9 protein-coding genes are annotated in these 11,240 nt (G+C 30.4%); 6 read left to right on the top strand and 3 right to left on the bottom strand.

Annotation, left to right across the window (positions count from 1 at the left end):
• Window positions 1–190: 190 nt before the first annotated feature.
• The 3 genes from HMPREF2846_RS07430 to HMPREF2846_RS07440 all read right to left on the bottom strand — a co-directional run bounded on the left by HMPREF2846_RS07430 (window position 191) and on the right by HMPREF2846_RS07440 (window position 4,759).
• The gene (locus HMPREF2846_RS07430; protein WP_070626353.1) at window positions 191–760 is read right to left on the bottom strand and encodes a TetR/AcrR family transcriptional regulator; all 570 of its coding nucleotides are present in this window, start codon (window positions 758–760) and stop codon (window positions 191–193) included.
• A 349-nt stretch (window positions 761–1,109) separates the two neighbouring features.
• On the bottom strand, window positions 1,110–2,054 hold the full coding sequence (locus HMPREF2846_RS07435) for a glycine betaine ABC transporter substrate-binding protein (protein ID WP_002484621.1): 945 nt from the start codon (window positions 2,052–2,054) through the stop codon (window positions 1,110–1,112).
• A 23-nt stretch (window positions 2,055–2,077) separates the two neighbouring features.
• Window positions 2,078–4,759 (bottom strand): MMPL family transporter, encoded by a 2,682-nt coding sequence (locus tag HMPREF2846_RS07440; protein WP_002484615.1) that lies wholly within the window; start codon window positions 4,757–4,759, stop codon window positions 2,078–2,080.
• Between the two features lie 614 nt (window positions 4,760–5,373).
• Here HMPREF2846_RS07440 and HMPREF2846_RS14715 point away from each other — a divergent pair.
• From HMPREF2846_RS14715 to HMPREF2846_RS07465, 6 genes are all read left to right on the top strand, one after another.
• Window positions 5,374–6,381, top strand: coding sequence for a DUF6038 family protein (locus tag HMPREF2846_RS14715; RefSeq protein WP_256274492.1), 1,008 nt, complete (start codon window positions 5,374–5,376; stop codon window positions 6,379–6,381).
• A 17-nt stretch (window positions 6,382–6,398) separates the two neighbouring features.
• The gene (locus HMPREF2846_RS14720; RefSeq protein ID WP_256274494.1) at window positions 6,399–7,235 is read left to right on the top strand and encodes a hypothetical protein; all 837 of its coding nucleotides are present in this window, start codon (window positions 6,399–6,401) and stop codon (window positions 7,233–7,235) included.
• A 206-nt stretch (window positions 7,236–7,441) separates the two neighbouring features.
• On the top strand, window positions 7,442–7,795 hold the full coding sequence (locus HMPREF2846_RS07450; RefSeq protein ID WP_002504077.1) for a hypothetical protein: 354 nt from the start codon (window positions 7,442–7,444) through the stop codon (window positions 7,793–7,795).
• Between the two features lie 88 nt (window positions 7,796–7,883).
• Entirely contained in the window at window positions 7,884–9,020 is a 1,137-nt protein-coding gene (locus tag HMPREF2846_RS07455; RefSeq protein WP_070626354.1) for a DNA polymerase, read from the top strand.
• The gene (locus HMPREF2846_RS07460; protein ID WP_002504272.1) at window positions 9,010–9,384 is read left to right on the top strand and encodes a hypothetical protein; all 375 of its coding nucleotides are present in this window, start codon (window positions 9,010–9,012) and stop codon (window positions 9,382–9,384) included. Before HMPREF2846_RS07455 ends, HMPREF2846_RS07460 begins: the two co-directional genes overlap by 11 nt.
• The gene (locus HMPREF2846_RS07465) at window positions 9,377–10,984 is read left to right on the top strand and encodes a DUF5906 domain-containing protein (protein WP_002504273.1); all 1,608 of its coding nucleotides are present in this window, start codon (window positions 9,377–9,379) and stop codon (window positions 10,982–10,984) included. Before HMPREF2846_RS07460 ends, HMPREF2846_RS07465 begins: the two co-directional genes overlap by 8 nt.
• The last annotated feature ends 256 nt before the right edge of the window (window positions 10,985–11,240 follow it).

An 11,240-nucleotide genomic window follows, 5' to 3' on the forward strand; every position in this document is an offset into this window, starting at 1 on the left:
AAAATTATACTATAAATTCAACTTTGCAACAGAATCATATTTAATATGATTAATATAGGTATTTGGCCAATGGTCATTCTAGCATTATTAATCATAGCTAATAGTATTTTTATGGTTTATAAGACAGTAGACGTTAAAAAACGCAAATGACAAAAAAGCAATCTCACTCTTAATTTATGTGAGATTGCTTTTATTTATCATAACAATATAATGATGTTTCAAGCACATTATTTAATGTTTCAAACACTTCTTCAACTGTATAGTTATAGTCATTTTCTACCCAACGTCGTAGTACTTCTATTACACCACTACTGTAAAAGTCAGCTACAATTTCAGGATGTTTACTTTCTCTAATCTTTTGCGCTAAGGGGTTACGCTTACGAGTTGAGTTATTTAACATCATTTCGCGACTCACATTCGTTAAACTTCTAAATACATCTGCCTGTCGAGACGAAACTAATAGATGCTTAAAAATCTTTTTATTATTACCAATGTAATAGATAAAGTCTTCAAATGATTCAGGGGTTGTAATGTCTGCTGATGTGTCACCTTTAGCTATAATTTGTTGTGTAATAAAGTCAAGTAAAGTGTAGAGTAATTCATATTTATCTTGGAAGTATCTGTAGAACGTACTGCGGTTGATTTCTGCAATATCACATATTTTTTGAACCGTGATTTCATCAAAATGATAATCATGTAAAAGTATAAACACTGTTTCATGAATATGTTTAATCATGCGCTTTTGATTTGCTGACGGCATTATCTGATTCTCCTATTTATTTAATCTAGTCAGATAGCCTGACGTAATAAGAGTAATTTATCACAATAAAGTTGATTTTTCCAAACATAATAACTGATACTACGTTTAAATTTGTTTATAAAAAAAGAGTAAATAAGTTATTTGAAACGTTTAATACTATAGGAGCGATATAAAAAAGTGGGAGCGAAACTGAGTTTAGTTTCACCCCCTCGCAATAATAGCTACGATTGAGAAGAGTTTGTCTTAAGCGCCTTCTCAACTCGATTTGCTACTGTAAATTTGCATTATGAGTTTTAAATATGCTACACCAAACGAGCATATTCTTTATTTGTCTTTCTTAACTTTGTAATTAGTTAGTCTCAATACCTTCTAACCATTCATCTACTTTATTATCATTATCATCTACATAGTCTTTAGCTACTTGTTCTGGATTTTTGTTATCAACAAAGATTTTTTTAGCTAATTTGTCTTCGTCAGATTTACTCCAATCATCTGCCATACGTGTTGCAATTGTGTATGCAGCTGGATGTGCTTCTTTAAAGTCTTTGTTAAATACTAAGTCAATATGTTGATTATTATTACCATAAATGTTGTCTGGATCTTTCAACATTTTAACGTCTAATTCTTTAGAGAACCAGCTAGGTTCCATTGCTGTGAAGACGATAGGTTCTTGTTGTTTAAAAGCAGATTGAATTTTCTTGAATTGGTCTTGGTCAGAACTTTCTTTCAAGCTATATTTATCCAAGTTGTCACTATCAAGTTCATCTTTAGTTTCTTGCATAACGCCATTACGTGCGTCTGTGCCTTGAATTGTCCAATCTACAGATTTTCCGAAGTCACTGTTTTTTAAGTCACTAATTGAGTCGACATCTTGCACGTACTTAGGCACGGCTAAACCTACTTTTGCGTTATCAATTAAATGTTTATCATCATAAATTGTTAATTTACTTTTGAACTTATCATAGTAACTTTTATCAGTAGTAGGGAAGATACCTGATTCATGGAATGAATCAGAGTTCTCTGATACAGCAGCATATAACGGGCCACTTGCTGTTACTGGTGTAGTTGTTACATCATAACCTGCTTTTTTCAATACTTCTGCTATAACTAGTGAACGTGGTGTTGAATTATCACTCGCGATATAAGGTATTTCGATTTCTTTATTACCAAGTGATGTTTGACTATCGTCTGATGAACCACTACTGCTACCACTATTACCACAAGCACTTAGCACTATGGCTAAGGCTAGTGTAGCTAGTAGTCCTAAGAATTTCGAACTACGTCGTTTTAACATAACGTGTTTCCTCCTTTTTAATATTAGTCTCTAAGCTCGTCATCATGACGATGTTGAGATGATCGGTTATATCTATCGTAAACACCTTTGTTGTTTTCACGAGCGTATAACATTAATGCTTTGAACAATACATCTTGATCAATATTGCTATCAGTTAATTCTTTGTATAAGTTTGTTGTTTTATCGAAATTTGAATCATGATAATCATGGTTATCATTTTGATGATCATGATTGTTATGACGATAATCATCGTTACTATCGTAATTGTCTTGATAGTGTCGATCATTATAATTACGTTCATCATGATGAGTATGGTCGCCATCTTGAGTATAAAGTGATTCATAGTCGATATCATCACGTTGATTATCATAATGATGTTGGCGATGATGCTGGTCATGATGATTATCTAAATGCACAGAACGGTTATAATCTTCGTCATTATAATTGCGATTGTGGTTACGTTTGTCATTTTGATAAACATAGTTATCTTTGTCTTGTCTAGCGTATTCATTATTTTTATCGTTGACATGACCTTTTTCAGAAGATGTGTCGTGATGTTTATCTTCTTCTAAAGCTTTACCTTCAACGTCAACGTTTGGCAATACTGCACCTAACCATTTAGGAAGGTACCATGAAGCTTTACCAAAGAGTTTCGTCAATGCTGGAATTAATGTCATACGTACGACGAATGCGTCGAATAACACACCGAAACCTAATGCGATACCCATTGACTTAATTGCACTGTCATCTTGGAAGACGAATGCGATGAATACACTGAACATAATAAGTGCAGCAGCTACGATAACAGGTCCACTTTCTTTGATACCTACACGGATTGAATGATCATTGTCGCCAGTCTTACTGTATTCTTCATGTACACGTGTCATTAAGAAGAGCTCGTAGTCGATGGCAAGTCCGAATAACAATCCAATTGTGATTACTGGAAGGAATGCAAGTAATGGTCCTGTGTTTTCAATACCAAATAAGCTACCCATAAAGCCATGTTGAATGACTAATGTTGTGAAACCTAGTGTAGCCATTAATGAAAGGATAAAGCCTAGTACTGCTTTTAATGGAACTAAGATTGAACGGAATACAATCATTAATAAGAAGAATGCTAATACAACGATAACGCCTGCAAATACTGGAATAGCGTTGTTTAGTTTTTCTGACATATCGATGTTAATAACACTTTGTCCTGAAATTTCAGTGCCATAGTCATATTTTTCTTGCGCTTGGCTATGATAATCACGTAAATCATATACTAGATTTTCTGTTGACTGTGAGTTCGGTCCTTTTTCAGGAATGATTGTGAATAATGCGTAATTGTTGTTGTCGGTTAGTTGTGCTTTTGAAACTGTATCAACATTATCAATGTCTTCTAAATCGCTACGCATATTATTTAAGTCACGTTCGATAGTGCTTTTACTTCCACCATCTTTTGTATTTACTAACATGACAATTTGTCCGTTATAACCTTCGCCAAAATTATCTGAGATTAATTTATAGGCTTTGTATTCTGATGAGTCAGTTGGTTTTAAACTATCATCTGGAATACCTAAACGCATGCCACTGACTGGTATAGCAGCTAAAATTAAAATAATTAAACTTACAATAACAGCGATAACTGGCTTACCAACAATAAATTTTGCCCAAGGATGATCTTTAGGGTCTTTACTTTTAGATGGTTTATCTTTAATTTTAATACTTTTATGGAAGATACTGATTAGGGCAGGTAATAGTGTTAATGCTGCTAATACCGCAAATAACACACTAATCGCTGAAGCGAATCCCATAACCGCTAAGAAGTCGATTCCTACAAGTGATAAACCACAAACAGCAATCATAACTGTAAGACCAGCGAATATTACAGCACTACCTGCTGTACCCACTGCTGTTGCGATAGCTTCTACAGTATCGACACCTTTTTTCTTAAGTTCTTTAAATCTAAATAGAATAAAGAGTGAGTAGTCAATACCAACAGCTAAACCTATCATTACAGCTAGTGTAAGAGTGAAGTTTGGAATATCAAAGATATATGTTAATAATGCGATGATACCAACACTTGAACCTAAACCGATGATTGCACTAATAATTGGCATACCAGCTGCGATAAGTGAACCAAAGGTAATAAGTAAGATTACGAATGCTACGACAATACCGACAATTTCTGATGTACCACCAGGTTCAGCATTCATAGCGCCACCTTGAGTTTTTTCAATTTGCACATTGTGGTTGTCAGTTACATCTTTTAATTCTTTGTCGATGATATGTTTAGAAGAATCTTTTAATCCAGTTTGTGGAACTACATAACTTACATTAGCGATAGCAGTATCGCCTTCATCATTAACTTGTCCACTGTCATATGGATTAGAGATATTTTGGATATAATCATCATTTTGTCTGATATTGTCTAAAGCATCTTCAATATCTTTCTTAGTATCTTTATTATTGAGTCCATCATTCTTATTAGAATGGAAGACTATTTTCATCGAGGCTTTCTCACTGTCCTGATGAAATTCTTTACTAATTTTATCGTTTGTGTCTAATGACTTAAGGCCGTTCATAGTGATGTCACTGTCAAACTTCGGTGAGTTTATCATTAATGGCGTGATAATGACACCTAGTATAACAAGCCATCCTATAACACTTAGCCATTTGTTCTTAGCTATAAATTTTCCTAGTTTGTATAATAGCTTTGCCAAGACATTTCCCCCTATTTCATTAATTTATATCGCTTAAAGTATGGGTAGTGTGTTGATGATTTGTGAGCAATTACATTAAATCGATACCTCAAATTAAGCATATTTAAAATGTTACATTTGATAATGTAACAAGTTATACCCACGTTCGGTACCATTAAAAGTTTTACGTCGTTGGAAAATGCAACACTTTGGAAAAATTGTCGGTTAAAATAGCGTGTATTAAGGGGATATATAAGAAAAGGTTCTGTTGCAAAGTTAAAATTATATGCACATCTATACAAAACTATAAAAGCAAATATTGTTTTAACAGTAAAGAGTTTTGTTAGTATTAATTATTTTTCGTTTTTCAGTATAAATATTACATGATTTTTAACTTTGCAACAGAACCTTTCATTTGTTTTATCGCCTATAAGTAAAATGTTGAATTATCTTAGTCAGCAAGACATTTCTATTTTCAACATTCATTTTTTGATAGTCAATATATGGTACTATTTACATATATTATTTTTTAATATAATTTTATACATTATATTTAATAAAAGAGAAATCATAGTATTAAATTAAGTAGTTTTTTAATTGAATATATAAAATAGATTAATTAAGGAGAAAGCTAAATGGGTAAAAAAGAAAGGACATTAAATAAGCAAAATTCTAAAATATCAAATTCAGCTAATTCAGACAAGGAAGAAAGAGGTTTTCAATTTGTAGTACCAATTGATGAGCAAATTATCACCAATATAAATAATATTTTAAGGGATTATAATATTAAATTAGAACGAACAGAATTTAATCTTACCTCGAAATTTACCACTAATGAGTTAGGAAGGTTACAAAGGGAAGTTGGAAAATACAATAATTTTATTATTCAATATGAAAAATTAAGTATTGATAATGAAAAAATAAAGATAAAACTCAAAAGTAAAGAACTTAATGAAATGCAAACTAAGATTGAGGAAGTTCTTAATATTAAAGAATTAATTTTATTAGATTTAAAGAAAACTAGTTTAAATGATGAAGAAAAGAATGAACTATTTAATGAATTGGAAAAGTTATTTAAAAATTATAAAACGAAAAAGAAAGCTCATCAACTTGTATCTATTATATATATAAAACTTTATATAAATATAAATCAAAATGAGGGAACCAATGTCGGTTATTTTTATTTAAGTAATAAAAGTGATGATATGGAATTTAAAAAATTACATGTTCGTGAAAAAGTTGGCTTATCTGAAAAAACTATGACCAACCAAATGAAGCTACTTTACAAGATATTTGGTATAGACATTTCAAAATATCAACCGGATAATTATCATGGTAAGGCAGAAAATAATCAGTTCAATTACAATTTTAACTCCTTGGAATATCAAATATTAAGTAGTCTTATAAAACTATTAAAAAAATATCCCTTACCTACTACTCCTAATAATATAGATTATATTGATGCTATTAATGAATCTATGTCAAAAAGTAATGCACAAGAATTCGAAGATTTTTTTAAATTAGGAATAAAAGAAGTAAAGGATATAGAATTCAGAAAACTAAAAAAAGTATTAGATACAGATTTTTCTTTTCAAACTATGAAACGTTTAGCGGTAGAAAGTGATATTCTAGAAAAAAACTAATTACATTTTTTAATGCAGTGAAAGAAAGTAACTTTTATGAAAATGTTATTTTATATCAGAAATTAAGTAGTGCTATTGAGAAGGTGCTATTTGAGCATCAAGATGAAAAAGAAAATTATAATAAATTTATTAATAGTTTGAGAAGTAATGATGATTCGATTATCACTTGTGATAATAATATAGTATCTGGGTATCATTCATTGAAAGAATTAATTTTGAGTGGTAAAAGTGATGATTTTAATGCCTTATATGATGAATTTATTAATTACTCTAGTATAGCTCATGAACATGAAATAATCGAAGAAGATACTGATTCAATAAATACATCATCAAATACTTCTATTAATACAAAAGAAGTACTTATTGATAAATATAATTTCAAGATACCTTTTATTGATCAAATTTTACTAAAAACCCTTCAATCAGATAATAAAAAATTTTTAGATGCTAAAAATCTTTATTCAAAGGAATATTTTGCACAGTCTTCTTTGGAAAATATTATTAGCAGTACTCAATCTTTTACTCCTGACAGAGAAATTCAAGAAGGAATAAATCATCTAAATCAAGCTATCGATCATCTTGGTTTACAACTCTTAAAAAAAGATATACATAATCATAATCAATATACGTCTTATACTCATCCATTTCTTAAAGAACTTAGAAGTATGAAACGACAAATAAGTATATTTAATAGAGATAATATTAATGGAAAACCACTAGTAACTAATGAAATTTATAATTATAAACTTAAAAATACTAATATATTCACAGATAGAATAAGCGAGCTAGTAAAAGAATTAATGTATTTAAAAATAAAAAAAGAATTATATAATAGCAGTAAATATACTGATTAAAATTAAGTATGAGACAAATCTTGTTACAAGGTTTGTCTTTTTTTGTTAAAAAATTAAATTTATCTAATCGCTCCCCCCTAATTATGACTTTTGGATATGCTCCTGATTAATAAAAAAATATGGATTATGATAATAACCGAGCAACGTTGCTTATATCAATTCCCGGGAATTGAATTAAATTAATTTTGATATAGGAGAGTTGCCTAATGTGTAAAGAAGTTAGATTAACTCACCAGTATGGTGAAAGTAAAAGTGAACATAAATTTGAAGGTCAGATTGTTTTTCCCGATGGATTTAGCTCTAATATTGTATTCCAATTAAGTGAGCGTGCTAATTCACTTCTTACTTTAATGATTGGTACAGGGCTTATGCTACCAAAAGGATCATATTTTTCTTGCAATAGTATATTAGATGAAATTGGTGACGATGTTTATTCAGATATTTACGACGAGGAAATTTTTGTAATTAATCATCTTTTTGATTTGTATTTTGAATGTCGATGCTCTTTGTATGAGTTAGGTGAGGAGGACAACATTAAATATAAAATATTTAAAAGATAAAAATTACATGTCTCAATGCTTAATAATAGCATTGAGACCATCTTATTAAAATTAAATTATTAAATAGATAAAAGAAGGAGAATATATCATGATGATGAATAATAGTAAAAGTAAAGATTCAGAAAATTTTAGAATGAAAATAGTGTTTTTACCAGAAAGTACTAAAACGCAAGAATGGTTGATTAAACTTAAATCAGATCAATTAGAATGTTTGAAATTAAAGGAGCAGTTCATTCGTTCTTCAGAAGAAAAGTGTAACGATCTTGCTCCAGAGGATAAAACTGAGTTAGACAAATATGTTCATATTCATCAGGAACTAGTTCCTCTAAAACAAGATATAGAAGCTAATGGATTTAAATTAAATACTCAAATGCTGTCTAAAGTAAAAACTCAATCTTTAAATAAAGCTAAAAGTGATAGTCATTGGGAAAAATTAGATAAAAACTTCAATGCACTAGAATTAGCCATTGATGGTAATCAAAAGTTGAATACTAAAATTTCTTTAATTGGGACTCGCACTCATCGTATAACGACTAGAAGGTTTAATGTTCAAGGGTTATCTAAAGAAGTGAAGCAACTTATACTACCAACGCAATTTAATAAGGTATTTATGATTGATTTCAAGGCGTTTGAGCCATCTGTTTTAGCTTATTTGGCGAATGATAATCATTTGAAAGAGTATCTCAATGGCAGTCAAGGTTTATATGACACACTACTCAATAACTTATCTCTTCCAGCAATTCATCGTAAGCTTGTGAAGTGTGCATTCATAGGTTCATTCTTGTTTGGTGGAAGTTACATGAACGGCAAATTTAAATTGAAGCAATATATATCAGAAGATGAATGGAATAAAGCAATGAGCAAGTTTAGCAATGTAATAAAGCTAAAAGAACAAATTGATAATAAAAAGATAATGAAGATGCCTTATGGTATCACTCACGATATGAAGCATAGCCATGGAAGCAGTATTATGGGTCTATATGTTCAAACAGCTTCTAGTTATATTTTTAAGAATATCTTATGGGAAGTATATCGACATCAGTGTGATCAAGAGGATTTCAGAATTATGCTCCCAATTCACGATGCCATTATGATTGAGTGTAATACAGATGAAGTTGCAGAGCGGGTTAGACAATTAATGGAAACAAGTGCCAATCACTTGTTTGGAGATAACTTTGCTCATACCACAATTGAACAATTAGGAGGAAATCATAATGACAAATAATAGAGGACAAAGTTTATCAATACCATCAGCGTCAGCGCTAGTTAAAGATAATATTTACGTTGCAAAACTGCATTCTGTTGGACTATCAGATTTTGAAGATAATAAGCATGTATTTACTTATGAAGTAGTTCTACATGGCCAAATATATAAAATTCGAAGAAGTATTGCTTTAAACCCTAGTGATAATCAAATTTCTATTTCTCAGTGGCTAGAACGCCATAGTAATTATAGTCCTAGTCATACTAAATATGGTTCCTATATAGATCATGAACATTTAATACTTGTTGGTGAATACGAAGGTCGTTATTTTGTACGTGATGTAGCACCATTAGAAAATAATATGGAGGATAAAGTAAATGAATAATACGATGAAATTAGCAGAACAATTGTTAAGTGAAAATAAGGAGGCAATCGACCGTAATGGTCTGATTGCGCTTCTTGAATCACAAAATACAAGCGATAATGAGGAAGATTTACCCCAAGCTGAAGAAATATATAACTTATTGATTGAAGAATTGAACTTTGAAATAAGCACTGATATTAATTATCGTTCAAATATTTACAGTTATTATGGTATAAAAAACAAACCTAAGGATACTGACCTTGTTCAAATGGCTACACAAATTTTGAATGTTAAACGTTTTGAGTCAAAATTATTTGTGTTCTCAAAAGAAGGATGGCAAAAACTAGATGATAGTGAATTAAGAAGTATAGTTGGGAAAACTATTCAGGTTATATTAATTGATTATACGCCTACCCAAAGCGAATTGAAGAGTGTCATAGATGGCATGAAAGAGTCCGCAGATATAGATGAATTGGTAGAAGATGAACGGTATATAGGTTGTCATCACTATTTATTCGATTTAGAACAATTTCAAGTCATTGATAACTCAATCGATATCTTTCCGAAAACGCGATTAGATGTAGAACTAGATAAAAGTGATAGTATTACTTCATCCATACCGCCTCATTTTGGTAAATATATATCAGAATTAGCTAATTTTGATGATGATTTAAGATATTTCCTTATTCAACATACAGCTGTATTACTCACAGCAAACCGTAAATTACGACGAGGGTTAATTTTTTATGGTACAGCAAATAATGGTAAATCGGTATATATTAAGTTAATGAGATCATTCTTCTATCGTCAAGATGTTGTTTCTAAGACGTTAAACGAACTGGGTGGTAGATTTGATAAAGAAAGTCTAATTGGTAAGCGATTGATAGCAAGTGATGAAATTGGGGAAGCAAAAATAGGTGAAAAAACCGTTAACGATTTCAAAAAGTTATTATCAGTAGAACCCATACATGTTGATCGTAAAGGACGTACACAAGTAGAAGTCAAATTAGATGTAAAACTTTTATTTAATACGAATGCTGTTCTAAATTTCCCTCCAGAACATGCGAAAGCTTTGGAGCGAAGAATTGCTGTTATACCTTGTGAGTATTACGTAGAAAAAGCTGATATTGATTTAAATGACAAATTAAAAAGTGAGAAGAAACATATCTTTTTATATCTAATGTATGTATATAAACAAATGATGATTGATGATATTGAAAGAATTGAAAATGAAAAAGTAACGGAATTGACTCATGATTGGCTTAATTTCGGTTATACATTCATGGATAAGTCTAATACATCAAGAGATAAGCAAAAAGAATGTATTAAATTACTTAGAAATACGATAGTTAAAAAAGAAAATAGTCGACTTAAAGTATCTGATTTAAATAATCAAATAAAGAAAAAGCTGAGTTTAAGTAGCCAAAATATCAAACAACTCGTGAAGTTAAATTTTGATACTGATACCGTACTTAATAATGGATATGAATATTGGATTGACTTAGATTGGAAAACGACTCAAGAAGAAAACAATATTATCCCAAATAATAAAGAAATCAGTGAATCGATTTATGAAGATGATCAAGATGATTGGATTCCAGAGGAGGATGACGAGCTATGAACCAAGAACAACTTGATGCTTTTGTAGAAATTTTATTGCCTATGATAGAAGAAAGATTGAAGTCATAAAATGAGTTAGGGCACTTTGAATGATAGGTTCATCTTCGAACCTATCTCTTTCTCAAAGTGGTAAAAGTGATAAAAATGTAATGAAAAAGAAAATAAATTTATATTATAACGTTGAGGTTGAGTAAGACCTTGAAATAAAAAGTAAGGAATGATGTTCAGACCGTAGACAAACTACCGTTATAACTTGA

Origin of the sequence: Staphylococcus sp. HMSC056G08, assembly GCF_001812305.1 — a bacterium.
In the GTDB taxonomy this organism is placed as follows: domain Bacteria; phylum Bacillota; class Bacilli; order Staphylococcales; family Staphylococcaceae; genus Staphylococcus; species Staphylococcus simulans.

Coding starts and splice junctions, on each gene's coding strand:
- HMPREF2846_RS07430 (WP_070626353.1), bottom strand. CDS start 760: ATGCCGTCAGCAAATCAAAAGCGCATGATTAAACATATTCATGAAACA.
- HMPREF2846_RS07460 (WP_002504272.1), top strand. CDS start 9,010: ATGACAAATAATAGAGGACAAAGTTTATCAATACCATCAGCGTCAGCG.
- HMPREF2846_RS07450 (WP_002504077.1), top strand. CDS start 7,442: ATGTGTAAAGAAGTTAGATTAACTCACCAGTATGGTGAAAGTAAAAGT.
- HMPREF2846_RS07455 (WP_070626354.1), top strand. CDS start 7,884: ATGATGATGAATAATAGTAAAAGTAAAGATTCAGAAAATTTTAGAATG.
- HMPREF2846_RS14715 (WP_256274492.1), top strand. CDS start 5,374: ATGGGTAAAAAAGAAAGGACATTAAATAAGCAAAATTCTAAAATATCA.
- HMPREF2846_RS07435 (WP_002484621.1), bottom strand. CDS start 2,054: ATGTTAAAACGACGTAGTTCGAAATTCTTAGGACTACTAGCTACACTA.
- HMPREF2846_RS07465 (WP_002504273.1), top strand. CDS start 9,377: ATGAATAATACGATGAAATTAGCAGAACAATTGTTAAGTGAAAATAAG.